The organism is Bradyrhizobium sp. 191 (assembly GCF_023100985.1).
Lineage (GTDB): Bacteria > Pseudomonadota > Alphaproteobacteria > Rhizobiales > Xanthobacteraceae > Bradyrhizobium > Bradyrhizobium diversitatis.
Map to the genome: position 1 here is coordinate 6,303,536 of NZ_CP064692.1, position 24,986 is coordinate 6,328,521.

The window sequence follows — 24,986 nt, forward strand, 5'->3', positions numbered from 1 at the left end:
TCTGTTCGCGCTGCCGCGCGTCATGTCCTTGTGCTAGCCGCGTTCGGCCTTGATGATTTCCGTCATGGTGACGCCGAGCTTGTCCTCGACCAGGACGACCTCGCCGCGGGCGACCAGCTTGTTGTTGACGTAGATGTCGATGGCTTCGCCGACGCGCCGGTCGAGTTCGAGCACCGTGCCTGGTCCGAGCTTCAGGAGCTCGCCGACATCCATCTTGGAGCGGCCGAGCACGGCCGAGACCTGCACCGGCACGTCGAACACCGCTTCGAGGTCGGCGGCGGCACGCGCCGCATATTCGTCCTCGTTGTAGCCGACGTCGGTGCCGGTCGGCGGCATCGGGCCGTTGAGATCGGGCAGCGGGACCTGTCCGTCTGTTTCGCTCATGGCTTAATTCCCCCTGCGGGACGCGATATAGCGTCCGACCATTTCGTCGATCTTGGCCGTGATGGCGCCGCGCTCCAGCACGACGCCGCCATCGGCCCATTCGATCCGGCAGTCGCCGGTGGCGATTTCCGGCTCGGCCAGGATCACCAGCCGGCCCTCGAAGCCGCTCTGCTTGGCGAGCCGCTCGATCTTCTCGCGCGCGGCGTCGTAAAGCGCATCGTTGATGCGGACGACGAGATGCGGCGTCGCGACCAGATGCGAGAAGCAGTCCTTGACCAGCGCTATGACCTCGCCGAGCGGCTCGGCGGCGACTAGATCGGCGCACAGCTTGCGCGCCACCGCGACCGCGACCTCGACCGCCTCGGTCTCCATCCTGGTCTCGATGTTGCCGATGCCGGAGGCGACGCCCCGAATTGCGATGTTGATCTCCTCCATGGCGAGTGCGACGCGCCGGTCGCTCTCGGCCTTGGCCTCGTGCTGGCCGGCGGCAAAGCCCTGCTGGTAGGCGCGCGCCTCGGCTTCCGCGATCTTATGGGCGATCTCGGCTGCCGTCGCGGCCTTCTCGCGGGTCGTCCGCTCGGGCGCCGCGAAGTCGGTATCGAACAGGAATTTTGCCGGAGCGGCCATCAGTACACCAGCTCGTCGTCGGCGCGGTTCTTGGTCAGCATGATCTCGCCCTTGGCGGCGAGGTCCTTGGCGAGATTGACCAGAAGCGCCTGCGCCTCGTCGACGTCGCGCAGGCGCACCGGGCCCATCGCCGCCATGTCGTCCTGGAGCATCTTGGCCGCGCGCGAGGACATGTTGCCGAAGAAGAAGTTGCGGACGTCCTCGTTGGCGCTCTTCAGCGCGACGCCGAGCTTGTCCTTGTCGACGTTGCGCATCAGGGTCTGGGCGGAGCCGGAATCGAGCTTCACGAGGTCGTCGAAGGTGAACATCAGCGCCTTGATGCGCTCGGCCGATTCGCGGTTGTCCTCTTCCAGCGAGGTGATGAAGCGGGTTTCGGTCTGGCGGTCGAAATTGTTGAAGATTTCCGCCATCACCTCGTGGGCGTCGCGACGGCGGGTCTGCGACAGGTTGGACATGAATTCGGTGCGCAGCGTCTTCTCCACGCTCTCGATCACCTCCTTCTGCACCGCCTCCATCTTCAGCATGCGGTTGACGACGTCGAGCGCGAGCTCCTCGGGCAGGATGCCGAGCACGCGGGCGGCGTGCTCGGACTTCAGCTTCGACAGCACCACGGCGATGGTCTGCGGATATTCGTTCTTGAGGTAGTTGGCGAGGACCTCTTCCTGCACGTTGGAGAGCTTCTCCCACATGTTGCGTCCCGCGGGGCCGCGGATCTCATCCATGATGCCGTTGACGCGCTCCGGCGGCAGGTATTGCTGGAGCAGGCGCTCGGTGGCGTCGAAATTGCCCATCAACGCGCCGGAAGCCGACATGCGCGAGACGAATTCCAGCAGCATGTCCTCGACGGTTTCGACCTCGACGGTGCCAAGCGTCGACATCTCCAGCGAGAGCTGGCGGACCTCGTCGTCGTCGAGCAGGCTCCAGATCTTGCCGCCATATTGCTCGCCCAGCGCCAGCATCAGGATCGCGGCACGCTTCGGCCCGGCCAGCGCCTCGGTCTTGCTGCCCCCGCGGCTGCCGGCGCGCTGGCCCAGCGTGGAGATCACGCTGGTGATGTCGTTCGAATTGGCGTTTTGCAGAGAGGCGGCCATGTCAGATCACTTCTTGATTCACTTGGCAGAGTTGCGTGGCTTGGGTTATTTCGCGGGTTCGGTGAGCCATTGGCGGATGATGGCGACGGTTTCGTTGGGGTTGCGCTCGGCGAGTTCGCCGACGCGATGAACGGACTGGGCGTGGACCTGGCCCTGGATGGTGGCGACGTCGATGGCGCTGGCGGCGCCGCTCGGCAGCAGCGGCTGGCCGGAGGCCGGCGCGGCCTCTTCCGACGCGGCGGGGCCCGTCAGCACGCCGGAGATGGCGGCGGCGACCTCGTCGGAGGCGAGGATGCGCTTGACCAGCGGGCGGATCACCAGGAACAGCACGACCAGGCCGAGCAGCATCATCACGCCGAGCTCGACGAAGTACATGACGTCGTCCTTGGTGAACTGGAGCATGCCGAGGAAGCCCGAGGACTCGCCGATCGGCGCGGTTGAGGGCGCGTCGGCAAAGCGCAGATTCACGACCTCGACCTGGTCGCCGCGCTTCTGGTCGAAGCCGATCGCCGAGCGAACCAGGGTGGCGATGCTGTCGAGCTGCTCCTTGGTGCGGTCCTGGTAGGCCAGCTCGCCCTTGTCGTTCTTGCTGTAGATGCCGTCGACCAGCACCGCGACCGAGATGCGGTTGACTCGGCCGGCTTCGGTCACTTCGGTCTTGGTGGTGCGGGAGATCTCGTAATTGTTGGTCTCTTCGGACTTCTTGCTCTGGTCCTTGGCGACGGCGGCGGCGTTGTTCTGCTGGTTGCCGGGCAACTCGTTGTTGACGGTGACCTGGCCGTTGTTGTCGGCGGTCATGCTCTGCTCTTCGCGGGTCTGGCTCGAGCGCAGCACGCGGCCTTCGGGGTCGAACTTGTCCGAGGTTTGGGTGATCTTGTTGAAGTCGAAATCAGCGGAGAGCTGCACGCGGGCGCGGCCCGAGCCGACCACGGAGGACACGATGTCCTCGACCTGCTTGCGCAAGCGCTTTTCGAAGGCGATGCGGCGCTCGTCTCCGACCGTCTGCTCCGGATCGGTCGCCGCGCCGTCGGCGAGCAGCTGGCCGGCCTCGTCGACGATCGAGACCCGCTGCGGCTTCAGCCCGTTGACAGCGGAGGCGACGAGATGGCGGATGGCGCGGATCTGCTGGGCTTCCAGCGAGCCGCGGACGCGGACCACGATCGAGGCCGATGGCTCCGGCGCCTCGCGCGCAAACAGCGGGCGCTCGGGCAGCACCAGATGGACGCGCGCGGCCTGGATGCGGTCGATGGCGCGGATGGTGCGGGCGAGCTCGCCCTCCAGCGCGCGGAGATGATTGATGTTCTGGACGAAGGAGGTGGTGCCGAGTGCGTCCGACTTGTCGAACACCTCGTAGCCGACGCCGCCACCCTTGGGCAGGCCGCCCTCGGCGAGCTTCATCCGCAGCCGCGTGACCTTGTCCTTGGGCACCATGATGATGGAGCCCTCATTGCGGATCTCGAACTGGATGCCCTGGCGTTCCAGGTCCTTGATGATGCTCGAGGAATCCTCGACGCTGAGGTCCGTGAACAGCGTCGTCATCTGCGGCGTGGTGACGCGCATGATGACGAAGGCGAAGAAGCCGATAAGCGCGGCAGTGACCGCGATCATCGCCCCGAACCTGGCGGCACCGATGCTCTTCAGAAAGTCCGCAAGCCCTTGCAAGCAACCGCCCCAACAGATTCGGCCGCTTTCACCGGAAAGGCCGAGTGGGCAATTATTGCCTAGGTGATGGTTTCGATATGGTTAACGAGAGTTAAGAGGTCAGACAAAACTGCATCATCAAAAAAATCGGCCTCGCAGAGCGAGGCCGATTTTCTTCAAAAGCCGCAGATTTCCGGATCGCCTACTGGCGATATTGCTGGATGCGGGTGGTGCGAAGACCCGCCAGACCGTGCTGGTCGATGGAAAACTGCCAGGAGAGGAATTCGTCGACCGTCAGGGTATAACGGCTGCAGGCCTCCTCGAGCGAGAGAAGTCCACCACGGACAGCGGCGACGACTTCGGCCTTGCGGCGGATGACCCAGCGTTTGGTGCCCGGAGCAGGCAGATCCGCGATCGTCAACGGACTGCCGTCCGGCCCGATGACGTATTTTACCCTCGGGCGATGGGGTTCTGTCATGGCGTACTCACAAACTCTCAACCACTGAACTCACGCCCGTAACCCTACGCCCCGCGGCTTAAAAATCCGCTAAGCCTAAGGCTTCAATACAATTCTCGTTGAAACTTGCGGGAACACGGCCGTCTCGGCCGGCGGGTGATACGATTCCGGCGGGCCAAGCGGGGCAGAAGGTAAATACTTTACTAACGAACCGGACCCGAGCGCGGTGTCGCGCAGGCCCCAACCGTCTGTCCCGGGTCGCGCCAACGGGTCCGCGCGAAGCGCAGCCCGATGACAGGCTCCGCGCGAGCCCGGACCCATAACCCCAGGGAGTAGTTCTTACGAAGACTCGGGGTTACTGCCTCACGCGAAAACGACTTCCTGGGGTTATGGATCCCCGGCCCCCCGTGCGCAATTGCGCACTAGGCGAGGATGACACTGAATTTGTCGTTGCAGCGTTTTCCCTCAATAGGCGCTTGTCGCGATGATGCTCTTGACTTGGCTCAGCGTGTAGCTGGCACCGTCGATGGTGAGCAGCGGCGGCGACTGGGTGAGGTCGACCGACGACACCACGCCCTGCACCTGCGCGGCGATGCCGACATTGTTGTTCGCGACGTCCTTGCCCGTGGCCGAGATCGTGTACTTGCCGTCGGGCCATTGCGTGCCGTCATTGCCCATGCCGTTCCAGGTGAAGGGAATGTCGGTGCCGGCGGAGGAGCTGTATTTGCCGGTGAACACGGTCTGGCCGCTGGAGTTGGCGATGGAGATCTCGACGGTGGAGTCCGTCGGCACGTTGAGATGCCAGATCGCCGCCGAGTTCGTCATGCTCGTCGTCGAGCCGTCGACCAGCGCGGTCTTGCCGACGAAGCCCAGCGCCTGGGTCGCCTGCGTGGTCTGCTGGAGGGTGACGAGCTGGGCCAGCGAATCGTTGGTCTTGAGCTGCTGCTCGACGCCGGCGAACTGCACCAGCTGCTGGGTGAACTGGTTGGTGTCGAGCGGATCCAGCGGGTTCTGGTTCTGGAGCTGCGTCGTCAGCAGCGTCAGGAACGTCTGAAAGTTGCCTGCGAGCGTCGACCCCGTGGTCGAGCTCATCGAGTTCGACGAGGAGGATTTCGGGATGTCGGTCGTCCCGGAGACGACGGAAGGGGCGGTGGCGGCATTCGTGGTGGTCATAATCGAATACTCCTCACACTCTGATGTCGACGCCGCTGCTCGATCCGAGCATGCGGCCGTAGCCGCGCCCGACCGGCGCGGCAGCAACGGTTTCGTCCTCGCTGATGATCAGCCGGCGGGCATTGCCACCATTGTCGTTGTTCTGTCCGGACTGCTGGCCCGATGAATTCTGGTCGCGCAGGCTGAAGGAGAGCCCGTTGCTGCCGGTCTTGAACCCTGCATCGTCGAGCGCGCGCTGCAATTGCGGTGCGTCCTGCTTGAGCATCGAGAGCGTCTCCGGCTTCTCCACCGTGAGATGCGAGGTGACCTGGCCGTTGCGGTCGACATTGATGCGGACGTCGATGCGGCCGAGCTCGGCCGGGTCGAGGCTGATGTCGAACCGGGACTTGCCGGCGCGAATGGCAGCCGCGATCTCGATCGGCACGCCGCTGATCGGCACGGTCGCATGGCTTGCCGCGGTCGCGGTGAGCGTCGCGGTCGATGCTGTGGCGGCCGAGGTCGTATTGGTCAGCGGCGCCTGCACGGCGGAAGCGGCCTGCGCGCCGGTATCCGTCGGGGCGATGGTGGCTTGCGTGCCCGCATGCGCGTGCGTGGCTGGCGCGCCTTGCGCCGGGTCGGCGGCGCGGTCGGCGAGAGCTGCCTTGGCCTCGGTCGCTCCGCCATCTGCCTGCGGCTTTGCGGCTTGCGGATGCGCGACCGTCGCGGTGGTCGGAGCCTGCGCTGCGTTCGTCTTGCCGGTGTCCTGGCCGATATTCGAGACGTCGGTCTGGGCCTGCGCGGTTGCGGCGTCCTTGAACGAGGTCTTCGGCGTGCCCTGGCTGACGGCGGCGATCAGTCCGCCATTGGCCTTTGCATCGGTCGCGGTCGCCTCGCTCGCGCCGGTCGCGGCTTCGCCGAGCGTCGTCGTGGTCTCGGCATCGATCTCGGCGCCCGCGGCCTTGGCGCTCTTGTCGCCGGCGGTATCGGTCTTGTTGCCGGCGATCTGCGCCGCAGTGGAGGCACTGGCGGCAAGACCTGCTGCGGCGATCGTCAGCGGCGAGGCGGCGGCATCGCCGGCCTGGCTCGCAGCCGCATTCGGATCGGCCGGCACGACGGGCGCGGCAACGACAATCGCGTTCGGATCGGGCAGGGCGGGCTGCGTCGCATCGGTCGGCGCGGCGGGCGCGTCGACAGTGGCGGTGAGGGCGTCGGTGCCGTCGGTCTTGTCGCCCTTGGTCTCGTCGGATTCGTCCGCCGATTTGGCGTCCGATGTCTCGGACTTGTCCTTGATCTTGCCCGCGTTCTTGGCGGGATCGCTGGCCGCGTCGCTCTTGTCGTTCTTCGCCGGCGCAGACGTGTCGGTATCGTCGCTTGCCCTGCTCTGCGAAGGCTGGTCCGTGGAAGAGGTGTCGCGCGGACTCCGGTCGGATGCGGTGGAAGATGACTTGGAATCGCTCCGGCGCGGCGCCGTATCCTGCGCCTGCGCCTTGTTGCTGATTGCCTGGGTATTGCTGTCGACCAGCGAGCCGAAAGCGTCGCTGGCGGGCGTGTCTTTCGAGGCTTGCGACCGGGCAGGCTTTTGCTGTGCGCTCTGGACTTGCACGCTTGCCACGACATCTGACGTACGACCAACCACAGGCGACCCCTTGGGAGCAACTTCGGACAAGGGGTAGCAAGGAGCGGGCCAGCGTCCCTTCATGTAGATTTATACAACAAAATCAAAGTGTTGATTGTTTATGCCGCCGCCCGGCAGCGCGCCGCGCCCCCCGCCATTTCTGCCGCCCCGGCAAGAATTGCCCTAAGCTGGCCGCCCGCGTGATTGCTTCACCGGAATGCCGCCTATATTAAAGAGGTCACTCACAGCCGCTTTCGACTTGGGCAGTCGTGACCTTCGGGAACTAAAGTTCCGGGGGATCGCCGATGTCCCGCGAGAAGGCACAGCAATCGCGGATCGCGCTACGCCGCCGTCACAACGCTTTAAGGCCCATGCTGAACAGTCTGGATCTCGAAGGCCGTCCCGAGGACACCAGGGTCGTCGTCGCCATGTCGGGCGGCGTCGATTCCTCGACCACGGCTGCGCTGCTCAAGGCGGAAGGCTACGACGTCGTCGGCATCACGCTGCAGCTCTACGACCATGGCGCGGCGACCCACCGCAAGGGCGCCTGCTGCGCGGGCCAGGACATTCACGATGCCCGCGACGTCGCGGCCAAGCTCGGCATTCCCCATTACGTGCTCGACTACGAGGACCGCTTTCGCGAGTCCGTCATCGACAACTTTGCCGACTCTTACGCGCTCGGCGAGACGCCGGTGCCGTGCGTCGAGTGCAACCGCTCGGTCAAGTTCCGCGATCTCCTGAAGACCGCGCGTGAGCTCGGCGCGCAGGCGCTCGCGACAGGTCATTATGTTGCCTCCCGCCGCCTGCCCGATGGCTCGCGGGCGCTGGTCTGCGCCGCCGATGCCGACCGCGACCAGAGCTATTTCCTGTTCGCGACCACGCGCGAGCAGCTCGACTTCCTGCGCTTTCCGCTCGGCGACATGACCAAGCCGCAGACCCGCGAGCTGGCGCGCCGCTTTGGGCTCGCGGTCGCCGACAAGCACGACAGCCAGGACATCTGCTTCGTGCCGACGGGCCGCTACACCGACATCATCACGCGCCTGCGTCCGAACGCGATGGACCCCGGCGACATCGTCGATCTCTCGGGGCGCGTGCTTGGCCGGCACAACGGCATCGCCAATTTCACTGTCGGCCAGCGCCGCGGCCTCGGCATCGCATCCGGTTCGCCGCTGTTCGTGGTGCGGCTGGATGCAGCGCACCGCCGCGTCGTCGTCGGTCCGCGCGATGCGCTGAAGATGCACCGCATCAGCTTGCGCGACGTCAACTGGATCGGCGATGGCGACATCGACAGCGCGATCGGCGGCGGCCTCGAGATGTTCGTGCGCGTGCGCTCGACCCGCAGCCCCCAGCCGGCGTGGCTGCGCGGCGGCAATGGCCAATACGAGGTCGAGCTCGTCGCCGGCGAGGAGGGAGTCTCGCCCGGCCAGGCCTGCGTGTTCTACGACGCAGCCAGCGGCCAGGCCCGCGTGCTGGGCGGCGGCTTCATCCAGAGCGCCGCGGCGAAGGTTGGCGCGGCCATCTCGCGCCCGCTGGCGGAAGCGGTCCGCGGCTGAGAGCGATGAGATTGGGCCCGACTCTAGCCGCAACAGCGGTGTGCCCCCTCTCCCGCCTGCGGGAGAGGCACAGGCCGCCCTTGGCGGCCGTTCTGAAGTTGGACGCCGATGCGAAGCATCGGCTACGGGAGAGGGCTCGCTCCACCAGCGATATATCGCGAGCGGAAAGAACCCTCACCCGCCACGCTCTTGCGAGCGCGCCGACCTCTTCCGCATCCGCCTTCGCCAAGGCTTCGTCGGACAAGAGCGCGAGAGCGCTCCAGACCGCGCGCGGGGCAGGATCCGTTCTCACCAACCAACACACCTTAGAGAATCTTCGCGCAAGGGCAGGGGCATGGCAGCAGACATCTCGCGGGCCGGGGTCGAGAAGGCCTATGGCCGCTGGGCGCCGGTCTATGATCTCGTGTTCGGCAAGGTGTTCGACGCCGGAAGGCAGTCGACCATCGCGGAGGCCGACCGCATCGGCGGCCGCATTCTCGACGTCGGCGTCGGCACCGGGCTTTCGCTCTCCGACTATTCGCGCACCACGAAGATCTGCGGCGTCGACATTTCCGAGCCGATGTTGCGCAAGGCGCAGGCGCGCGTGCGCGCGCTTCGCTTGAGCAACGTCGAAGTGCTCTCCGTGATGGATGCGAAGAACCTTGCCTTCCCCGACAAATTCTTCGACGCGGTGGTCGCGCAATACGTCATCACTGCCGTGCCCGATCCTGAAGGCACGCTCGACGAGTTCGTCCGCGTGCTCAAGCCCGGCGGCGAGCTGATCCTCGTCAACCACATCGGCGCCGAGAGCGGCCCCCGAAAGCTGTTCGAGCTCGCCTTCGCCCCCATCGCCCGCCGCCTCGGCTGGCGCCCGGAATTCCCGTGGGCCCGCCTCGAGGGCTGGGCCGCCAGGCACGGCGGCATCACCCTCACCGAGCGCCGACCCATGCCGCCGATGGGCCATTTCTCGCTGATCCGTTACCGCAAATCGTGATGCGTGACATGGGAACAGGGGACGCCGCGCGGGCGTTTCCTTTCCATGCGCACGACATCACACATCATTCTGGCCGGCCTCCTGATCGCCGCTTCAGGCAGCGCGATCGCGCAGGCCCCGCCCGCCCCGGCGACGCCGCCACAACAGACCGCGCCGCCGTCCCCGCAGCACGCGGTCAATTGCACGCCGCAGGACCGTCCGAATCGTCAGGCCGACGGCACCACCACCGGCCAGTCCCGGGAACCGCTCGGCGACAAGCTGGCCAAATCCGACGGCGTGCTCTGCCCGCCTTCCGGCATCGACCCCGAGATGCACGCGCCGGCCCCCGACACCGGCAGCAACACCCCGGTGATCCCGCCACCCGGCAGCCCCGGCGGGGATCCGAACGTGAGGCCGAAATAGGCCTTTCGTCCCCCCAGAATCTCGTCGTGCCCGGGCTTGTCCCGGGCATCCACGTTCCCGGGGCTGCGAATGAAGGGTGGATGGCCGGGACAAGCCAGGCCATGACGAACGCATTGAAAAAGGGGGCCGTATTCGCAAGGCGGCTTGTCCCGACGTAGCCTCGGCGAGGCCGGAAAAAGGGGGCCCAGTTTGCTTGACTTCCCGCCGCCCCCTTCCTTATATGCCGCGCGTTCGCGAGATCGGCCTCAAGTCGCCGCCGCGATCCCTGTGGCGGGGTAGCTCAGCTGGTTAGAGCACGGGAATCATAATCCTGGGGTCGGGGGTTCGAGTCCCTCCCCCGCTACCAATCGTTCGATTTTGCCCCTAAACTACGATTTCATGCGATCTCGTCCGCAGGCGGTAGGAAGCCGAGCCGATGCGTGAATTGGCGTCGGCTGAAAGGGCCGCGCATACGGTCGGGAAACCCCGTTCCCGGCACAGATGCGCATCGCGCTTCAGAACGGATCTACGGGAACCGCGAAGATATAGCCGACGCCGCGTTCGGTCTGAATGACGCGCGGCGCACTTGGATCGACCTCCAGCTTGCGCCGCAGCCGCAGCACCTGAACGTCGATGCTGCGGTCGAAAATGTCTTCATGAATGCGGGTCGCCTGAAGCAGATGCTCGCGGGTCAGGGGACGCTGCGGCGCCTCGAGGAACGCTAGCAACAAGGCATATTCTCCCTTGCTGAGCGGGACCTGCGCTTGACTGGGATCGATGAGCTTTCGGCCACGCCGTTCCAGCTTCCACCCATTGAAGCGATAGCCTCCGCGCTCGGGATCGCGGGCGCGCGCGGCTCGGCCTATCTCCTGCCGTCGCAACACCGCCCGAACGCGTGCCAGCAGTTCGCGCAGCGAGAACGGCTTGACGATGTAGTCATCGGCGCCGAGCTCGAGCCCGACGATGCGATCGATTTCGTCTGGGCGGTGGCCCGTCGTGATGATGACAGGCACATCGGAATGAGAACGGATCTCCCGCAGCACATCCAGACCGTCATCCTGACCAAGGCGAAGGTCGAGAATGATCAGGCTGGGCCGGCCGGCCTCGAAATGATGTTTGAGTTCGGACCTGTTGCACGCCGCCTTGGTCGGGACATTGTGCTCCTCCAGATATTTGATCACCATCTGTCGCAAGGTGGGATCGTCATCGACAACTACGACGTGGCCAACTGCATGCATACTTCACTCAAAAATCCGCTATCGCATCCTGATCCCTGAGGATACCAGGGTCGAATCCAAACGAGCGCAATTCTCCCGGAAAGCCGCCAGCGAGATCCTGGCCGTGACATTCACGGCCATCCTCATGGAATAAGAGGCACTTGCCATCGCGTAGCGGTCTCGCCCTTCCTAAACCCGCACGATCAGAGCGGCGTGATGTCTCGGTCATCAATTGCCGCTTCCGACCAAAGTCGCCGCCGTATCTCTGCGGCGCGCCGAACGGCGCTCTTCCGACTACGAGCGCAGAATTACCGTCCCATTTCAGGCCCGGCAGCCCGCGTTACAATCGTAATCCAATTGCGTCATTGCGGCTCGCGCATGGTGCGGCTCGGCATCAATCTCCCCGGCAATGAGCCCACGCTCGAGGGGAGAGACTTCTCCACACCATCGGCGAGCCGCGTACTTCGTGTCGCGCCCGCGCAGGAGCGACTATGGCCGGTCCGAACGATCAGGCGGTTTCAGCGGTAGCGCGATGTCGCGCACGCGAAGTCCTGATGTAGCGCGCACGTCCTATCCATGACAGGCGGTCGTTCGCAACCGGGACGATCGACGTGATCGAGATAGGGGAATGCCGATGTACAAACGATTTGGGCGGTGGACGGCAGTCGCCGCTTCGTTGCTGTTCAACTGGATGCCCGCCCTTGCGGCCGATGCAAGCACGACCAGTGCGGTTCACGGGATCGCAGCCGGCTCGCTTGGCCAGAATCAAGCCTCGGAGCATGCCGGCGCGTTCCGCCAGGCTCCCATAGGTCACCGGCAGCCGCGGCCAGGCGACATTCCGGAGGGGATGCGTCTGTCGCCGCTTGAACTGGAGCTGCGACGGATCGATGAGGAGGTCGATCGCAGACTGATCATCTGCCGCGGCTGTTGAAGCCCAAGCCATCCAGGACGGACACGGCGCTCGAGCGCCTCAATGGGCAATGCGTCAACTGCGCCAAGAGTTGACGCTGTCGAACTTGATGCCTCACGCTTGACTGCGTGGGGGGTGACAGCGCCCGTTCGCGTGGTACTCGTGTCCATTCCGAGCCGAAGGATTTACCTTGGCGCAGAACAAGACCAGGCGCCCGCCGGAAGCGGGCGCCCTGAGGGAATGGCTCACCAAGAGCCATTCGATCGGGTTTCTCTCCTATGCGATAGCCCGGACAAGGGAGGGGATCGTTTCCCAACCCAGGGCTATGTCACCTTGCTGCTCGGCGGGAGCGGGCGGGCTTCATGGTGGCGGCGCGCGGCTGCGCGCGTCGTTGTCTTTCCAGACGGTGGATGATGCGGAGAACCTCCAAACGTGTGTCGATGCTGGCGAATTCGTCGGCCATTTGGGTTGCGCGCATGCGGTAGGAAGGACGATCAAGCGCTGTTCGCGTTGCCTCTCGCAGTGCTTCAGATGTCGGTGCGTTGGTCGCCAGGTTGATCCCGACGCCCGACCACGCTACGCGTGCGTTGACGTCGGCCTTGTCCTCGATCAGGCCCGCCGTAACCAGAGGGATTCCGAAGCTTAGTGCCTGGTTGACGGTGCCATAGCCTCCGTTGGTGACGAGTGCATCCACGCGGGGGAGCAGCCATTCGAACGGCAGGTAGCTGGCAAGCCGCGCATTGGAGGGTATGGGTCCGGGGATCGTTTCAATCGGTCGGCCGCCGGCGGTGGCGACAACCAGCAGGTCGGGCTCGTTGGCGAGAGCCGCAAATGTTGGCGCGAGCAGGAGCCCGAAATCGAGGTTGGCCACGGTACCCTGCGTGACCAGGACGACCTTGCGTGAACCATCCAGCTCGTGCGCCCAAGGCGGCAACGGGGCCTGATTTCGGATGATAGGCGGCGTTCCGACGAAATGCACCGTGGGTGGAAGCTCGCGCGGGAATTCGAAGCTCGGCACTGACAGCTGCAAGTAGGCATCGGCCAGGCCGACGACGGAATGGAAGAGCGGCACCGACACCGGTCCCACGCCGCAGGTCTTCAGCACCTCGTTCAGTTTGCGCAGGACGGGCTGGTCGACGTTGGCGTCGTGCTCTCCCGCCAGGACGGCGTATTGCTCGCGCTGCTCCTTCGTCGTCGCAGGCGGCAGGCCAACGAAATCCGGTGCGCCGTCATCGCGCTTCCAGTGCAAGAACGATGTGCCGCATAGCACGATCGGTGGCCTCGTCTCGCGCGGTCCGAGCAGCATCGGCAGGACGCCGAACAGCAGGTCATCGCCGACGATGACGTCGGCTTGAAAGTGCTTCAGCGCCTCGCGAAGGCCTTGGTCCTGGGCAGGGATGGCATCGACGAAGAGGCGTTCGCAGACGATGCGAAGCCACTGGGATCCCGGTGGGACATCCTTCAGTTCGGGAATCGGCGAGGGCAGATCCCGCCCGTCGAAATCGGCGTCGGCCGGAAGAGGAAGGAATTGCGCGCCGCTGGCTTCGATGCGCTCGCGAAATGCGGTCCCGGTCAGGAAGGCGATCTCGTGGTCGTCGTCGAGAAGTATCCGCGTGATCGCGAGCATCGGACTGATGTGGCCCGCCGCAGGCGTCGAAGCGATGAGAATCTTCATGGTTGGCCTCTGATTGTCGAACCTCGACCGTGGCTGGTCGACGAGCAGAGGGAGGGTGCTAGGCTGCCTGTTACGGCCAAGCTTCGGCGCGCCTCCAATTGGTTACGGCGGCAACGCAGCAAGGCCAATTCGGGATGCAGCCCAGCTTGGCTGCGCGTCCCAGTGCGCGGCGGCTACCAGCTCAACGGCGGGAAGCTGCGGCTCGCAGCGGCAGGCTCGCAGCGGTGCCGTTCGGAACGCTCCGCCACGTACGGCATAATGCCAGCCGCCCCAGTCGACAGGCGACGATGTTGCGAAAGAGGCTGCGAATGTTGCAGCCGTAGCATGATTTTGCCGATCCGCAATGATGCGGACATCGCGGTGCCTCAGGCTCCCTGGCCTCAAACGTCACCTGCCGGGTGGCGGCTTGGCGAACTGAAAATGGGAGCCGCATCCTTGAACCGTCGCGACTGTCTGATCACCAGCTGCCTTGCACTGAGCGGGCTCGCAAAACCCGCAGCTGCCAGCGTTGCACAATCGGATCTCATCCGGCTTTCACTGAACGAGAACCCGTTCGGCCCATCGCCCCGCGCGCTCGCGGCGGTCCGCGATCAACTTGGCGAACTGTGCCGCTATGGAGGGGATCTCGGAGCTGCACTCACGGAGTTGCTGGCCTTGCGCGAACGCGTGCCGGACGACCAGATCGTGATCGGCGATATCCTCAAGCCTCTCGGATCACATCTCGCCCAGGGCGCGCCGCTCGGAGCCGAGTTCATCTATTCCGAGCCGGGTTATGCGGCTTTGGTGGATGCGGCGCGTCCAAGTGGCGGGGTCGTGGTCGGCGTTCCTCTCAATTCGAGGCTTGAGAACGATCTTGACGCCATTGCTGCCAAAGTCAGCGAACGGACGCGGGCGATCTACCTCGTCAATCCTCATAATCCGTCGGGCACTGTCAGCGATCCGGCTGCTTTTCGCGCTCACGTTCGCGCGATGTCGAAGCAAACGGCCGTCATTGTCGACGAGGCCTATCTGGAGTTCGATCCTGATTTCGAGAAGCGAACGGTCATGGATCTCGTTCGGGCGGGCGAGAACGTGGTCGTGTTCCGGACCTTCGACAAGATGTTCGGATTGGCCGGTCTCGGGCTTGGCTATGCGGCGGCGCCTCCGGCGCTCGCAACGTCGCTTAAGCGGGCCGGGTTCGGCCGGGTCGACGCACTTGATCGGCTCGCCCTCGTGGCGGCGGCAGCAAGCATACGAGATATCGATTATGTGGCGACGACGCGCACAAAGGTCGCCGCCGAGCGAGACAAATGGTACCAGTTGCTCGCCAGTCTGAAGCTTCGCCACTCCGACTCGCAGGCAAACTTCATCTTCTTCGAGGCCGACCGTCCTCAGACCGAGATAGCTGCGGCCCTGCGGAGCAAAGGTATCGACATTGGCCGCGCCTTTCCGCCGCTTGAGCGCTGGGTCCGTATCACGATCGGTCTGCCGCACGAGAACGCGGCGACGCGTGCTGCCGTTGCCGAACTGTTGCGGTGAGACCACCTCGATCGCGTCTTTGGCGGCTCCACCGTCCCGGCCGCGATCCGACTGCCCTGCCTCTGTCCGGGAGCGGCCTCGTATCTCTCCCTGCCTGACAGAGACGTGAGTTGATCGCGGTCGCCGCCGTAACTACGTGAAGCGTCGATAGTCTCACCAGTTCCTCAGCCCTCGCCTTCTGCGACAACAGTGTGTCATACTGAATGAACGTTGTGGAATATCCGATCGGCGGCGGTGCGACCATTTCGGTGCAGGAGCAGCCTGGTGTTCTGAGGTGTTTTCGATCGTTCCCACTATCCGACATCATCGAAGCAATCTGGGACTGTGACATTCCCGATGGCGATTTCGCCAAGTCGGTTACGATCAAGTGCCCGCCCGGCACATCCTTGCAGCTGATCGGCCAGTACCGGAAGCCGGCCAGAATTGCACAGAGCAAGACGGTCCTTCCGTCAAAATGCGCTACCCATGTTCAGTCGCATGCTCTCACTCTGTTCCCCACGGGAGCGTTCGGAGCCGTCATCGTCTGCCTCAGGCCGGACGCAGCCAGCCGCATCGTCAAGGCTCCGTTCAGGGAGTTCGCGAACGCCAGTCTCTATCTCGGGGATCTGTTCGGCAATTGGGAAGTCGAGATGTGTGACGACCTGCTCGCCGGGGCGAGGACGAGCCACGAGCGGATCGCCGGTGTCCAGGCCTTCCTGCTTCGGCAGCTGAGTCCCCAAATAGACAGTCTCGCCAACCGCGCGGCTGCCTATCTCAGAAAAAATCCGGCCATGCCCGTCAGCACGCTGGCCGCGCTGCTCGGCACCAGCGAGCGCAACCTGTCACGCGGCTTCAAGAGAGCCTTCGGCCTCAGCCCGAAGCGGTTTGCGCGCCTTGCGCGGTTTCAGAGAATTCTCGCCGAGCGGCGCCTCGACCGCTCCTGGGCGCAGGTCGCCCATGCCTGTGGTCTTTCCGATCAGGCCCATCTCATCGGCGAGTTCCATGATCTCGTGGGCGAGGCACCGACGCAATTCTTCACGCGCGAGCTACGCATCGGCGCCGACGGAATGGACGAAGCCAACCTCATCATCCAGCGAACGGCCAGAACGGTCGATCGCAATTAGTTGATGCGGACTTCCGAAACGGCCAAGATCGGTCTTGAACGTTCACCTAGCTGAAACGCATTGGTTGTTTCGAGCGAAGGTGAAACATGTTGGCTCCCCTGAGAGACCCCGGACCGGTTGAGAATGTGGCGGAGAAGCCCTCCGTCCACTCCAGCTTACCTCGGATTCGCGACAGTGCGGGTGCAACCGCCAGCGCCGCGCACAATATCCTCCTTGTCGAGGACGACCCGGAAACGCGCTCGTCGGTCGTTAATCTTTTCGAAGATCATCAATTTGCCGTTCACTCAATCTGGCGCCGGCATGAGATCAGTCGATACTTCGCCTGCAATCATCCAGACTTGCTCATTCTCGACTTGCAACTGGGCCAGGACAGCGATTTGAACCTTTTGAGGGAGCTTCGATCCCGCTTCGACGTTCCCATTATCGCGATCGGCGACCGCTGCGACGAGATCAGTTGCGTAATTACCCTCGAGCTCGGGGCCGACGACTATATCGCCAAGCTCCTCGGCCTGAGGGAGTTGCTCGCGCGCGCTCGCGCCGTGCTTCGGCGACAGAACTGCGGTCGGACGGCTCGGACGAACGGCTCGCAGCGCGGCGGGTTCAGGTTCTGCGGCTGGACGCTCGAACGCCGCGCCCGGCGGCTGGTTAGGCCCGACGGCAGTCCCCTGGTGCTGACGAAAGCCGAATACGTCCTGCTCGTCGCTTTCCTCGAAGCACCGCAGCAGACGCTCTCGCGCGAGCAATTGCTCCATGCGACCCGAATCCACGAGGATGTGTTCGATCGGAGCATCGATGTGCGGGTCTGGCGTCTCAGACGCAAGCTCGAGATTGATCCGCGTGCGCCGGAGATCATCAAGACCCAACGCGCTATCGGCTATCTGTTCACTCCCCCGGTTGAGGCATTCTAACCGGCGGAGCGTGGGCTTTGTTCGGTCGCAGCGTCCCGCAGGCACCACGGAAGCGCGCCGAGACATGAGCGATTTATGTCTGTCACGTAAACCTGACGCAGCCGTCCGAAACTGCCAAGACGGATATCGCCGATCTTGTCACGCTGGCCCGAGTGCGATTGTCTCGATGCGAGAGGAACGATGAGCAATTCGGAGAAAGTGGCTGTGGTGACCGGGGCATCCCGGGGCATCGGCGCCGGAATAGTCGAGAAATTCCTCGACAACGGCTACCGCGTCGTCGCCTGCTCGCGAAACATCACCAGCAGCGGCCGGCCAGATCTTGTCGAGGTGGCCGGCGACGTCTCACGGCCCGAAACCGCCAGGCTCGTGATCCAGGCGGCAAGAGAGCGCTTCGGCCGCCTCGATACCCTGATCAACAATGCCGGTGCCTTCCTGTCGAAGCCCTTCACCGAGTACACGGAAGGCGAGTTTGCGAACCTCGTCCAGGTCAATCTCGGAGGTTTCTTTCACATCTCGCAGCTGGCCATTGCCCAGATGCTTCGTCAGGCGAGCGGCCACATCATCAACATTACGTCCAGTCTCCTGGCCGAGCAGCCGGTGAAAGGATTGCCCGCGGCTTTGACGGCAATCACCAAGGGTGGCGTCAACGCGGCGACACGGTCGCTTGCGATCGAATACGCGGATAAGGGCATCCGTGTGAATGCGGTAGCTCCCGGCGTGGTTCGCACGCCGATGCATGCCCCCGAGAGCCATGGGTTTCTCGCGACGATGCACCCGATCGGGCGCATTGGGGAAATTCAGGATATCGTCGACGCGGTCCTCTACCTCGACAATGCATCCTTCGTGACCGGGGAGATATTGCACGTCGATGGCGGCGCCAACGCCGGACGTTGGTGACCACCGGAGGGATCTCCGGGTGTCAGGATACGGGAGAGAGTGTTGAGCGTTTATCCTCGACCCATACTCGACTTGTTCGGAATTGATCTGCCGATCATCCAGGCTCCGATGCTCGGCATAGTGACAACCGACATGGTCATCGGAGTTGCCGAAGCAGGTGGTCTCGGCTCGCTTCCCGCGTCCGGTCTCAGTGCGGAACAAACCCGTAGCATCGTCGGTGAAATACGGCGGCGCACGCCGAAGCCGCTCAACATGAATTTTCTTTGTCATGAGGCGCCCACACGGGACCGGCGGCGTGAGGAGGCCTGGTTGCAGCGTCTGACGCGGTACTATCGCGAACTCGGGCTGACCTCCGAGCAGTCCGCCTCCGGCTCCGGCTCTCCCATTCCGGTCTTCGGGAGCGTACATTGCGATCTGCTGGAGGAGATCTCGCCGGAGGTTGTCAGCTTTCACTTCGGTCTTCCGCCGAAGCACCTGCTCGAACGAGTGCGCAGGACGGGTGCGAAGATCGTGTCGTCGGCAACCATCGTCGAAGAGGCGTTGTGGCTCGAGGATTCCGGTTGTGATGCGATCATTGCCCAGGGATTTGAAGCCGGTGGGCATCGAGGCACGTTTCTGCACCGGGATCCCACCCGGCAGGTCGGTCTCATGGCCCTCGTTCCGCAAATCGTCGATGCAGTACGGGTACCTGTCATAGCAGCCGGGGGCATCGCCGATCCCAGGGGAGTTGCTGCAGCATTCGCCCTCGGGGCTTCGGGCGTCCAGGTCGGTACCGCCTTTCTGTTTTGCGAGGAAGCGAACGTCTCCCCTCTGTATCGAGAGGCGGCACGCTCGACGCCGCCCGAGCAAACGGTGATCACCAACATCTTCACCGGACGGCCGGCGCGCGTATGCGACACGCGGGTCGTTCGAGAGCTTGGCCCGATCGGGATCGACATGCCCGAGTTCCCCGTTCCGGCGGCTCCGCTGGCGCCGTTGCGTGCTGCATCCGAACGTCAAGGGCGCACGGATTTCACCCCGCTGTGGTGCGGTCAGTCAGCCCGCCTGGGCCGCGCGCTTTCGGCTGCCGCGTTGACGAGATGGCTGTCGGATGGCCAAGCCGAACCAAGCTTTGGCACGATCGGGGATCTGCGGAGGAAATCCTGAACTCGGGTGCCGCCAGGGCTAAGCCGGACGGCATCTCCCTTCACGTCGAAGCATGCGCCGTCGACCTGCCCGGCGACGTCAGATGTGATAGATGTCGATCACGTGATGAATGTAGTCGTTCTTCAGCACGACCTTCTTCGCCTTGATCAGCGGACGATCGCCCGTCGCGTCGATCGTGTAGAACGACACGCCGAAATAGTTGTCAATCGTCTTGTACCGATAGCTCAACGTCAGCCAGTTGAACCGGAGATCCACGATTCCGTCGACTTGAGCGGTGATCTCGATATTGGAGATATTGTGGAGCGTGCGCGGCTCCGGGGTGCTGGCGCTCGACCGTTCGGTCTTGATGCGGAAAACCCGATCCTCGAGGCCGCTGCGGCCGGGGTAGTAGATCAGGGAAACGTCGGTCTGAGGATTCTCGACCAGGCAGTCGTCGTCATCCCAGGCTGGCATCCAGAACCGCACATCCGGAGCATAGAAGGTCAGCCAGGTGTCCCAGTCGCGATCGTCGAGGGCGCGGGCCTCGGCATAGAGAAATGCTTCGAGATCGGGTCGGGTGATGGTGGTCATGCTTCATCGCCATGAAGTCGCGCCGAGCGCTGTCGCAAGCCTGGCGGCTTTCCAGCAGCGCTGCGCACAGTTGTGTGGGGTGTCGCCGGCCGCCAACGAGCGACCGGCGACGAGGTTGAAGCTCTCTTGGCCGCCGATGCGGCCACCCTTGCTCCTGACGTAGCGGGCAGCCGTGCGCCGATTGTCCGCCATCTACAGCGGCTGACCGGTGGAGCGGACCACGATCTCGCTGATATCCACGTCGGCCGGCTGCTCGATCGCATATGCGATCGCCCTTGCCACGGACTCCGCCGGAATTGCTTGTTGATAGAAGCCCATCACCATGTCCTTTGCGGCGCCGGTGGTGTTGTGCTTGAGCTCGCTATCGACGATGCCGGGCTCGATCGATGCGACCCGGATCCCATCCCCAGCTTCGACGCGCAGGCCATCGGAGATCGCCCGGATCGCAAATTTCGTTGCCGAGTAGACGGTCCCGCCCGGCGCGAAGACCTTGAAGCCCAGCACGGAACTCAGGTTGACGAATTGTCCTGACTTCTGCCTCTGGAAGACGGGCAGGGCCGCCGCAATGCCGTGGAGGACGCCACGTATGTTGACGTCGATCATGCGGTCCCACTCGTCGATGCGGCACTCGGACAGCGCAGCGATGGGCATGACGCCGGCATTGTTCACGAGAACGTCGATGCGGCCGAAATCCTTCACTGTGCCCTCGATGAAGTTGGCGACGTCGACCCGTTTCACCACGTCGACGGTATAGGCCTTGCCTCTCCCGCCCGCTCTATCGATCTCTGCGACGATCGCGTCGAGCCGTTGGCGGCGGCGGGCGCCTATCGCCACGATCGCCCCCTTGGACGCCAGCAGCTTGGCCGTCTCCGCGCCGATCCCGCTCGAAGCGCCGGTGATTGCGACGATCTTTCCTTCGATGTTCTTTGACATGTCGTGCTCCTGTTGCCTTGATAGTCACGAAGACGGCTGGTGCCGCCGTGGCGTGCTCAAGTTCCGTCTCCGTGCAGTACCGCTTGTCGCAGCGTGTCCAGCCAGTAGCTGTGCTGGACGAGGAAAAGACCTTCGCTATCGGTCTTGGTGCCGCTCCTCAGTGGATGAAGGTCAATGGCCTTGGCTTCTTCGTCCGCTCCCTCGATCCATTGCGACGAGCCGCGCGACAGGTCGTTCCAACGCATGGTTCTTGCCATGTAGGCCTGCTGGCATGCCCGGAATTCCTCGAGGTCGTCAGGCGTTGCCATGCCGCTGGCGTTGAAGAAGTCCTCATACTGACGAATGCGTCGTGCCCGCTCTGCCGGCGGCTCGTTCTTCGGCGCGATGCAGTAGATCGTCACCTCGGTTTTGTCCGCTGCCAGCGGCCGGGCCACGCGTATCTGGGAGCTCATCTGGTCCATCAGGTAAAGGTTTGGATAGACGCAGAGATTGCGCAGGTTTTCGACCATCCATTGCGCTTTGGCCCGTCCATGTCTCGCCGTGAGATCGTCGAGATGCGCGTAAAGCGGACGTGATGTAGGGTCGGCCCATCTGGACCAGAGCACCAGATGGCCGTTTGCAAATGAGTAGTAGCCGCCCTCCTGCTTGCTGAACTTGCCGACGTCGACTGCCTTGATGCTGTCCGTCGCCGCGTTGCGACGGCTCGTCGTCGCCACGTAGTTCCAATGGACCGAGGACACATGATAACCGTCGGCACCATTCTCGGCCTGCATCTTCCAGTTTCCGTCGTAGACGTAGGTCGATGAACCGCGCAGGACCTTGAGGCCATCGGGAGACTGATCGACCATCAGGTCGATGATCTTTCTGGCCTCGCCGAGATATTCCGTCAGCGGCTTCACCGCGGGGTTGAGGCTGCCGAAGAGGAAGCCGCGATAATTGTCGAGCCTGGCAATCGCCTTCAGATCATGCGAGGCCGCCTTGTTGAACTGCTCCGGATATCCGGCATCGTCCGCATCCTTGACCTTCAGTAGCTTGCCCGAATTGCTGAAGGTCCAGCCGTGAAACGGACAGGTAAATGTGATCTTGCGGCCACGCTTGTAGCGGCAGAGCATTGCGCCGCGATGGCTGCACGCATTGATGAATGCGTTGATCGCGCCGTCCTTGCTGCGTGCGACGAAGACGGGCTGGCGCCCCATCCACGTGGTGAAATAGTCGTTGTTGTTGGCGATCTGGCTTTCGTGCGCGAGATAAACCCAGTTCCCCTCGAATATGTGCTTCATCTCCAGCTCGAAGAATTCGGCGGAGGTGAAGATCTCGCGGTCGCAACGAAACAGCCCATTGGCGGCGTCCTCGACAACGGCCGCTTCCAGGCGTTCCAGGATGCTCGATGACATGACGTGACTCCCCGAGGATGACCGATATGTCGCCGTCGAAGCTGGCACGGCGACCTTGGCGAGTGACCAGAATAGGGACGGCGCCAGACTCACGTCACTGGACTGCCGCGCCCTTTCTGCTTGGGCGGAGACGACCGGCTTGATGCGCGGAGTGCCTGTGTCGTGAACGATCGTGATGCGATGTCCACTTTGGTCCGGGTGCTCTGCTGACTAGACTTTGGCCGTCCCAGGAGGATGGCCATGCGTTCGGGCAGTGTGAGTAACGACTTTTTCGGCGCGCCAAGTCTGGATTACGATGCGTGGCGAGATGCGGTCCGTACGATTTGCGGGCGCTACAGTCCCGGCGGAATCGATCCGGAGGCCTTTTCGGGCCGGGCGCGCGCGCGAAATATCTGCGGTTTCAAGGCCGTGGACGTGAGTTTCAATGCCCGAAGACTCGAGCGCACGCATCGCGACGTCCGTGCCGACGCAGTCGACCACTACTACGTCCTGTTTCAGATGACCGGCCGATCGATGGTCGTGCAGAACGATCGGACGACGGAGCTTGACGTCGGTGGCGTTGCGCTCGTCGATGCGGCGCTGCCCACCACATATCTGGCCGAGGCGGGCGGCCATTGGGCTTCGCTGCAACTGTCGCGTCGATCGGTGACGTCTCATCTCGGCTCGGAGCCGCAATGCCCTTGCGAGGGCAGGGGCGCGCCTGCCGCGCGTTTGCTCCGCCAGCTGCTTCATGAGGACGTCGAAAACGGGGCCTGTCCATCAACTTCGGCGGATGCCTATATGCGTCTGGCCATCTACGATTTGATCGGCGCACTTTTTGCGCCATCTGAAGGTGAGGACGTTCTCCGCCATACCGACAAGCTGTTCGCGCGAATTTGTGCAATCGTCAGGGGCGGCTTTGCCGATCCGGCGTTCGGCCCCGGCGATGTCGCGGACCAGGCCGGAATTTCCTTGCGTTACCTCCAGAAACTCTTCACGCAGAGAAATTCGACGTGCACTCAGTTCATCAACGCAGTGCGTCTCGATCATGCCCTTGCCCTCTTGAAGCGCAGGTCGGCCTTGAGAACCAGCCAGTCCATCAGTGATATCGCCTACGCCTCCGGCTACAGCGACTATACCAACTTTCATCGCAGGTTCCGCTGCCGGTTCGGTCAAACGCCGGGTTCGATCGGCGGCGAAGGCCGCGGCGGAAGCGATGGAATGGAGCTCGCCGCGCGATGATTGTTTTCGCGACGCGGATGGGGACGATCAGGCCAGCTTGGGCAGGCGCTCCATGTCCCTGATCGTGTCGATCAACTGCCGGAGCCCCGGCGGCGTCTGGCGCCGGCCCGGGTAGTAGATCGTCAGTGGGGCCCCTCGGAGGCACCAGCGACGCCTCGGCAGCGGCAGCGGCTCGGTTCCGAGGGCGCCCAGCAACAGCAGAGGGCATCGGGGGCGCTGTTGCAGAGCGGCGAGTTGGCGGGCGCTAGGCGGGGAACTGGGGCAGCGGCGCGTTGTCGTCGATCAACCGCTGGCGCTTCAGCTCTTCCCAAAAGCCCGGAGGAACGGTTGCCATCATCGAGCTGGCATTGGCCAGGGCCTGAGCTTCCGTGTGGGCGCCGACGACGAGCGATACGGCGACATCCGGTGCTGACGAGAACTGCAGCGCGGCCGTGCGAAGATCAACGCCGAACTGGTTGGCGATGGCGCGCAGCTTGTCTCGCTTGACGATGTGCTCCGCCGGGATCTTCCAGCTGTTCTGGCCGTAATTGTATCGCGAACTACCAGTGATGAAGCCGGCATTGAGGGATGATCCCACGACGAAGCTCACGTTCTTTTGCCGTGCGACTGGGAAGAGATTGTTCAGCGCATTGGCGTGATCGATCAGGGAGTACTGCGAGGCGAGCAGGCACACGTCAGGGTCCGCCTCCTGCATGACGCGCAGGATCGGTTCCGGCGTGTTTACCCCGATCCCCCACGCCTTGATGATGCCCTCCTCCCGCATCCTGGACAGCGTGGGGAAGGCACCCTTCATCGCGATCGCGAACTCCTCCCGCCACGGGCGTGGCAGCAGTTTGTTGTCCGAGGATATATCGTGCACGAACACGACGTCGATGCGATCGATACCGAGCCGCTGGAGACTGTCTTCGATCGAACGCTTCACGCCGTCAGCCGAATAGTCGAAAACGACGTTGTTCGGCGAATTTCCGTAAGGAAAATTCGATCTGGCATCGTTCTTTGGAGATGCCTTGAGCAACTTTCCAACTTTGGTGGAGATCAGATAACTGTCGCGAGGCTGATTGTGCAAGAACATGCCGAAGCGCCGCTCGGCAGCGCCCAACCCGTACCACGGTGAAACGTCGAAGTAGCGGATGCCGGCTTTCCAGGACGCTTCCAGCGTTTTCATGGCGTCTTCGTCGGTGACGACCTCGAACTCGTTGCCCAGTGGCACACCGCCGAGCCCCAAGCGGTGCCCCGATGTGAAGATCTGTTTTGCGCGATTGGTCATGGTTCTGTCTCCGTGAGGGGGCTGCTGCGCGGCAGTTGCCGGCGACGGCGCCAGGATGGTCCCAGCTGCGGCGGCTCCGGCGATTGTCAGAAAATCACGACGGCTGTTCGTTTTGTCAGGCACGGGTCTCCTCCTTCGCGAGTGATATCGTTCTGCTAACAATCGAAAGAAGGTTACGTTCGTTGAGCCGTGCTCAATGCCGCCTTGATATCGGCGTGATCGGTTGTGATCCCAATGCTCATGTGCGAGCCGCTTTGTTACCATTGTAATCATCGCGAGTTGGGGCGCTTCGCTGCTTGCCAGAGGCCGGACACCAGATGCTTTCTGACAGCAACTCTCAAAAACGTGTGCTG

23 protein-coding genes and 1 tRNA gene are annotated in these 24,986 nt (G+C 63.5%); 11 read left to right on the forward strand and 13 right to left on the reverse strand.

Annotation, left to right across the window (positions count from 1 at the left end):
* Positions 1-33: 33 nt before the first annotated feature.
* The 7 genes from fliN to IVB23_RS29550 form a co-directional block, all read right to left on the reverse strand.
* On the reverse strand, positions 34-384 hold the full coding sequence (gene fliN / locus IVB23_RS29520) for a flagellar motor switch protein FliN (RefSeq protein ID WP_028180682.1): 351 nt from the start codon (positions 382-384) through the stop codon (positions 34-36).
* A 3-nt stretch (positions 385-387) separates the two neighbouring features.
* Positions 388-1,011 carry a FliH/SctL family protein gene (locus IVB23_RS29525; RefSeq protein ID WP_061881324.1) on the reverse strand — a complete coding sequence of 208 codons (624 nt, stop codon included), beginning with the start codon at positions 1,009-1,011 and terminating at the stop codon, positions 388-390.
* Positions 1,011-2,102 (reverse strand): flagellar motor switch protein FliG, encoded by a 1,092-nt coding sequence (gene fliG / locus IVB23_RS29530; RefSeq protein ID WP_028180684.1) that lies wholly within the window; start codon positions 2,100-2,102, stop codon positions 1,011-1,013. The genes IVB23_RS29525 and fliG overlap by 1 nt, the downstream gene beginning before the upstream one ends.
* A 45-nt stretch (positions 2,103-2,147) precedes the next feature.
* Positions 2,148-3,764 (reverse strand): flagellar basal-body MS-ring/collar protein FliF, encoded by a 1,617-nt coding sequence (gene fliF, locus IVB23_RS29535; protein WP_061881323.1) that lies wholly within the window; start codon positions 3,762-3,764, stop codon positions 2,148-2,150.
* A gap of 181 nt (positions 3,765-3,945) precedes the next feature.
* A complete protein-coding gene (locus IVB23_RS29540) occupies positions 3,946-4,221 on the reverse strand; it encodes a DUF1153 domain-containing protein (RefSeq protein ID WP_002714638.1) in 276 nt (91 codons plus the stop codon).
* A 444-nt stretch (positions 4,222-4,665) separates the two neighbouring features.
* Complete coding sequence (locus IVB23_RS29545) at positions 4,666-5,373, reverse strand: flagellar hook capping FlgD N-terminal domain-containing protein (RefSeq protein WP_061881322.1); 708 nt, start codon at positions 5,371-5,373, stop codon at positions 4,666-4,668.
* 13 nt (positions 5,374-5,386) lie between these two features.
* Positions 5,387-6,988: a flagellar hook-length control protein FliK gene (locus IVB23_RS29550; protein WP_247800967.1), complete on the reverse strand. Its 1,602-nt coding sequence runs from the start codon at positions 6,986-6,988 to the stop codon at positions 5,387-5,389.
* Between the two features lie 350 nt (positions 6,989-7,338).
* Here IVB23_RS29550 and mnmA point away from each other — a divergent pair, with 350 nt between their 5' ends.
* The 4 genes from mnmA (at position 7,339) to IVB23_RS29570 (ending at position 10,241) form a co-directional block, all read left to right on the forward strand.
* Positions 7,339-8,520, forward strand: coding sequence for a tRNA 2-thiouridine(34) synthase MnmA (gene mnmA / locus IVB23_RS29555; RefSeq protein WP_247800968.1), 1,182 nt, complete (start codon positions 7,339-7,341; stop codon positions 8,518-8,520).
* Between the two features lie 334 nt (positions 8,521-8,854).
* Complete coding sequence (locus tag IVB23_RS29560; RefSeq protein ID WP_061881319.1) at positions 8,855-9,493, forward strand: class I SAM-dependent methyltransferase; 639 nt, start codon at positions 8,855-8,857, stop codon at positions 9,491-9,493.
* Between the two features lie 45 nt (positions 9,494-9,538).
* Positions 9,539-9,895, forward strand: a complete 357-nt coding sequence (locus IVB23_RS29565) for a hypothetical protein (protein WP_061881318.1) — start codon at positions 9,539-9,541, stop codon at positions 9,893-9,895.
* Positions 9,896-10,164: 269 nt separating this feature from the next.
* Positions 10,165-10,241: transfer RNA gene (locus IVB23_RS29570), tRNA-Met, on the forward strand.
* Between the two features lie 148 nt (positions 10,242-10,389).
* On the opposite strand, the gene IVB23_RS29575 is transcribed toward IVB23_RS29570, so the two are convergent.
* Entirely contained in the window at positions 10,390-11,112 is a 723-nt protein-coding gene (locus IVB23_RS29575; RefSeq protein ID WP_197968841.1) for a response regulator, read from the reverse strand.
* A gap of 613 nt (positions 11,113-11,725) precedes the next feature.
* Between IVB23_RS29575 and IVB23_RS29580 the strand changes: the two genes are divergently transcribed.
* A complete protein-coding gene (locus tag IVB23_RS29580) occupies positions 11,726-12,022 on the forward strand; it encodes a hypothetical protein (protein WP_131869479.1) in 297 nt (98 codons plus the stop codon).
* 307 nt (positions 12,023-12,329) lie between these two features.
* Here the strand turns inward: IVB23_RS29580 and IVB23_RS29585 are convergent, their stop codons facing one another.
* Positions 12,330-13,676, reverse strand: coding sequence for a nucleotide disphospho-sugar-binding domain-containing protein (locus tag IVB23_RS29585; protein WP_061877189.1), 1,347 nt, complete (start codon positions 13,674-13,676; stop codon positions 12,330-12,332).
* Between the two features lie 324 nt (positions 13,677-14,000).
* Between IVB23_RS29585 and IVB23_RS29590 the strand changes: the two genes are divergently transcribed.
* The 5 genes from IVB23_RS29590 to IVB23_RS29610 all read left to right on the forward strand — a co-directional run bounded on the left by IVB23_RS29590 (position 14,001) and on the right by IVB23_RS29610 (position 19,248).
* The gene (locus IVB23_RS29590; RefSeq protein WP_246515853.1) at positions 14,001-15,194 is read left to right on the forward strand and encodes a histidinol-phosphate transaminase; all 1,194 of its coding nucleotides are present in this window, start codon (positions 14,001-14,003) and stop codon (positions 15,192-15,194) included.
* Positions 15,195-15,397: 203 nt separating this feature from the next.
* Positions 15,398-16,297: an AraC family transcriptional regulator gene (locus tag IVB23_RS29595; protein WP_061877188.1), complete on the forward strand. Its 900-nt coding sequence runs from the start codon at positions 15,398-15,400 to the stop codon at positions 16,295-16,297.
* An 86-nt stretch (positions 16,298-16,383) separates the two neighbouring features.
* A complete protein-coding gene (locus IVB23_RS29600; protein WP_247800969.1) occupies positions 16,384-17,205 on the forward strand; it encodes a winged helix-turn-helix domain-containing protein in 822 nt (273 codons plus the stop codon).
* Between the two features lie 180 nt (positions 17,206-17,385).
* The gene (locus tag IVB23_RS29605) at positions 17,386-18,102 is read left to right on the forward strand and encodes an SDR family oxidoreductase (protein ID WP_197968845.1); all 717 of its coding nucleotides are present in this window, start codon (positions 17,386-17,388) and stop codon (positions 18,100-18,102) included.
* 42 nt (positions 18,103-18,144) lie between these two features.
* Complete coding sequence (locus tag IVB23_RS29610) at positions 18,145-19,248, forward strand: nitronate monooxygenase (RefSeq protein WP_247800970.1); 1,104 nt, start codon at positions 18,145-18,147, stop codon at positions 19,246-19,248.
* A gap of 78 nt (positions 19,249-19,326) precedes the next feature.
* On the opposite strand, the gene benB is transcribed toward IVB23_RS29610, so the two are convergent.
* From benB to IVB23_RS29625, 3 genes are all read right to left on the reverse strand, one after another.
* Positions 19,327-19,818 carry a benzoate 1,2-dioxygenase small subunit gene (gene benB / locus IVB23_RS29615; RefSeq protein ID WP_247800971.1) on the reverse strand — a complete coding sequence of 164 codons (492 nt, stop codon included), beginning with the start codon at positions 19,816-19,818 and terminating at the stop codon, positions 19,327-19,329.
* A 192-nt stretch (positions 19,819-20,010) separates the two neighbouring features.
* Positions 20,011-20,751: an SDR family oxidoreductase gene (locus IVB23_RS29620; RefSeq protein ID WP_247800972.1), complete on the reverse strand. Its 741-nt coding sequence runs from the start codon at positions 20,749-20,751 to the stop codon at positions 20,011-20,013.
* A 56-nt stretch (positions 20,752-20,807) separates the two neighbouring features.
* The gene (locus IVB23_RS29625) at positions 20,808-22,145 is read right to left on the reverse strand and encodes a Rieske 2Fe-2S domain-containing protein (protein ID WP_247800973.1); all 1,338 of its coding nucleotides are present in this window, start codon (positions 22,143-22,145) and stop codon (positions 20,808-20,810) included.
* A 240-nt stretch (positions 22,146-22,385) separates the two neighbouring features.
* Here IVB23_RS29625 and IVB23_RS29630 point away from each other — a divergent pair, with 240 nt between their 5' ends.
* Positions 22,386-23,366 (forward strand): helix-turn-helix domain-containing protein, encoded by a 981-nt coding sequence (locus IVB23_RS29630; RefSeq protein ID WP_247800974.1) that lies wholly within the window; start codon positions 22,386-22,388, stop codon positions 23,364-23,366.
* Positions 23,367-23,610: 244 nt separating this feature from the next.
* Here the strand turns inward: IVB23_RS29630 and IVB23_RS29635 are convergent, their stop codons facing one another.
* Positions 23,611-24,897 (reverse strand): aldo/keto reductase, encoded by a 1,287-nt coding sequence (locus IVB23_RS29635; protein ID WP_247800975.1) that lies wholly within the window; start codon positions 24,895-24,897, stop codon positions 23,611-23,613.
* Between the last annotated feature and the right edge of the window lie 89 nt (positions 24,898-24,986).

Excerpts from the sequence above, each read along its gene's own strand:
- fliN (WP_028180682.1), bottom strand. The coding sequence starts at position 384 with ATGAGCGAAACAGACGGACAGGTCCCGCTGCCCGATCTCAACGGCCCG.
- IVB23_RS29525 (WP_061881324.1), bottom strand. The coding sequence starts at position 1,011 with ATGGCCGCTCCGGCAAAATTCCTGTTCGATACCGACTTCGCGGCGCCC.
- fliG (WP_028180684.1), bottom strand. The coding sequence starts at position 2,102 with ATGGCCGCCTCTCTGCAAAACGCCAATTCGAACGACATCACCAGCGTG.
- IVB23_RS29540 (WP_002714638.1), bottom strand. The coding sequence starts at position 4,221 with ATGACAGAACCCCATCGCCCGAGGGTAAAATACGTCATCGGGCCGGAC.
- IVB23_RS29545 (WP_061881322.1), bottom strand. The coding sequence starts at position 5,373 with ATGACCACCACGAATGCCGCCACCGCCCCTTCCGTCGTCTCCGGGACG.
- mnmA (WP_247800968.1), top strand. The coding sequence starts at position 7,339 with ATGCTGAACAGTCTGGATCTCGAAGGCCGTCCCGAGGACACCAGGGTC.
- IVB23_RS29560 (WP_061881319.1), top strand. The coding sequence starts at position 8,855 with ATGGCAGCAGACATCTCGCGGGCCGGGGTCGAGAAGGCCTATGGCCGC.
- IVB23_RS29565 (WP_061881318.1), top strand. The coding sequence starts at position 9,539 with ATGCGCACGACATCACACATCATTCTGGCCGGCCTCCTGATCGCCGCT.
- IVB23_RS29575 (WP_197968841.1), bottom strand. The coding sequence starts at position 11,112 with ATGCATGCAGTTGGCCACGTCGTAGTTGTCGATGACGATCCCACCTTG.
- IVB23_RS29580 (WP_131869479.1), top strand. The coding sequence starts at position 11,726 with ATGTACAAACGATTTGGGCGGTGGACGGCAGTCGCCGCTTCGTTGCTG.
- IVB23_RS29585 (WP_061877189.1), bottom strand. The coding sequence starts at position 13,676 with ATGAAGATTCTCATCGCTTCGACGCCTGCGGCGGGCCACATCAGTCCG.
- IVB23_RS29590 (WP_246515853.1), top strand. The coding sequence starts at position 14,001 with ATGATTTTGCCGATCCGCAATGATGCGGACATCGCGGTGCCTCAGGCT.
- IVB23_RS29595 (WP_061877188.1), top strand. The coding sequence starts at position 15,398 with ATGAACGTTGTGGAATATCCGATCGGCGGCGGTGCGACCATTTCGGTG.
- IVB23_RS29600 (WP_247800969.1), top strand. The coding sequence starts at position 16,384 with ATGTTGGCTCCCCTGAGAGACCCCGGACCGGTTGAGAATGTGGCGGAG.
- IVB23_RS29605 (WP_197968845.1), top strand. The coding sequence starts at position 17,386 with ATGAGCAATTCGGAGAAAGTGGCTGTGGTGACCGGGGCATCCCGGGGC.
- benB (WP_247800971.1), bottom strand. The coding sequence starts at position 19,818 with ATGACCACCATCACCCGACCCGATCTCGAAGCATTTCTCTATGCCGAG.
- IVB23_RS29620 (WP_247800972.1), bottom strand. The coding sequence starts at position 20,751 with ATGTCAAAGAACATCGAAGGAAAGATCGTCGCAATCACCGGCGCTTCG.
- IVB23_RS29625 (WP_247800973.1), bottom strand. The coding sequence starts at position 22,145 with ATGTCATCGAGCATCCTGGAACGCCTGGAAGCGGCCGTTGTCGAGGAC.
- IVB23_RS29630 (WP_247800974.1), top strand. The coding sequence starts at position 22,386 with ATGCGTTCGGGCAGTGTGAGTAACGACTTTTTCGGCGCGCCAAGTCTG.
- IVB23_RS29635 (WP_247800975.1), bottom strand. The coding sequence starts at position 24,897 with ATGGTAACAAAGCGGCTCGCACATGAGCATTGGGATCACAACCGATCA.